The following is a 1657-nucleotide window of genomic DNA, read 5'->3' as shown; positions in this document are numbered from 1 at the left end:
AGAAGCCGTATCTCAACCGAACACGATCGCTTGATTTTCGCTGGTCAGGCATGGTCTAGCTCGGAATGAGGGAGGCATGCGGCGTCTTGTTTCGGCTCCGTGATCGAGAGGTGCGCGATGGCGTCGGTGCTGGGAATGCTGGAGGAGCGGGAGACAGCGGCCCGGGTGCGGGTGGAAGGACTGCGCGAGGAAGTCGCGCGGCTGGCCGGGGTGTTGGAGGCCGCGGAGATCGAGCTGGACCGGCGGGTGATCGCGCGGGAAGAGCTGGTGGAGGCCCTGGCGGCCTCGGCTGCCGAGACCACCGCCGTGACCGAGGAGAAGGCGGAAACCGTGTCCTCGCCTCAGCCGGTGCCGGGCTCGATCGTGCCGCCTTGGCGCGAAGGACTGCCGGTGACGGTGCTGGCGCCGGACTACCAGCGGATTCTGGGCGTGCTCGATGAGAGCCAGCCTGCGGGCCAAGGGCCGCTGAAGGCAAGGGAGATCACGGTTCGGCTGGGTTTGGAGACAACGTCGGCGAAGGTCGAGGGGGTGCGCTCGAAGGCCCGGCGTCTGGCGGAGCGCGGGTGGCTCCTGCAGGAGACGTCGGGGGCATTCAGCGTCGGCCGGCGGCCCGTGGCCGTGCCAGACGCCGGCTCATCCGCGTGACCATCGACCACCGGATCATCGCCTCGCTGCTGGCCGGCAACGTCTCGTAGTCCCGGGCCAGCCGGCGCGAATGTATCAGCCACGCGAACGTGCGCTCTGCCACCCAGCGCCTGGGCAGCACCACGAACCCTGCCATGTCGTCGGTGCGCTTGACGATCTCCAAGGTCAGCGCGAGTTTCTGACGGCACCAGTCGACGAGGGAGCCGGTGTAGCCGCCGTCAGCCCAGACGAGGGTGATGTCGCGGTGCAGGCGGCGCAGCCGCCCCAGCAGGCCCGCGGCGGCGTCCCGGTCGCCGATGTTCGCGGCGGTGACCGCGACGACCAGGAGCAGACCGAGCGTGCCGGTCACGATGTGCCGCTTACGCCCGGGCACCTTCTTCCCGCCGTCGTAGCCGCGTGAGGCGGCCGGCACCGTCGCGGCGGCCCGCACCGACTGCGCGTCGATGATCCCCGCAGTGGGCTCGGCCTCACGGCCCTCGCGCTCACGGACCTTCCCGCGCAGCCGGTCGTGGAACTCGGCGATCAGCCCGTGCTCGCGCCAGCGGCGGAAGAAGGCGTAGACCCGGCCCCAGTCGGGAAAGTCCGCGGGCATCGCCCGCCAGGAGATCCCGCCCGCGACCAGATAGCGGATCGCGTCCAGCAGCTGGCGGTGGCAGTAGCCCTCGGGTTGCCCGCCCCGCCCCTTCAGCCAGGCCGGCACCGGCAGCAACGGCCGGATGGCCGCCCACTCCGCGTCCGTCATGTCCGACGGATACCGGCGCACCCGGTCCGGATGGTCGGCCGCGTTGCCGTACACGTGCGCGAGGCAATCACACGATGGCGTGGCCGAGTTGAAGTTGACGGGCTCCAACGCGTACAACAACGACACCAGGGCCTCCCGGCACTGCTCGGTTAGATTCGCATCCCCGAGCTACCGAGAGGCCCTGTCTTCATGCGCGCACAACGGGAAGATCACCCCGGCGGGAAACCTGTTCGACCCGCACGTTCCATGATCGGTTGAGAGACGGCTTCT

Annotated in this window: 2 protein-coding genes; one reads left to right on the top strand and one right to left on the bottom strand. The window is 69.7% G+C overall.

The genetic code is table 11. The features are described 5' to 3' along the window. Nucleotides 1-117 precede the first annotated feature (117 nt). Complete coding sequence (locus ACFC09_RS46015) at nucleotides 118-645, top strand: hypothetical protein (protein WP_376539192.1); 528 nt, start codon at nucleotides 118-120, stop codon at nucleotides 643-645. Here the strand turns inward: ACFC09_RS46015 and ACFC09_RS46010 are convergent. After that, entirely contained in the window at nucleotides 593-1441 is an 849-nt protein-coding gene (locus ACFC09_RS46010) for an IS5 family transposase (protein WP_376539190.1), read from the bottom strand. The two genes, ACFC09_RS46015 and ACFC09_RS46010, sit on opposite strands and share 53 nt — an antisense overlap. Nucleotides 1442-1657: the final 216 nt, after the last annotated feature.

This window comes from Streptomyces sp. NPDC056161, assembly GCF_042268025.1.
Lineage (GTDB): Bacteria > Actinomycetota > Actinomycetes > Streptomycetales > Streptomycetaceae > Streptomyces.
Note: the sequence above shows the minus strand (reverse complement) of the source record. Positions and strands in the feature narration are given on the sequence as shown.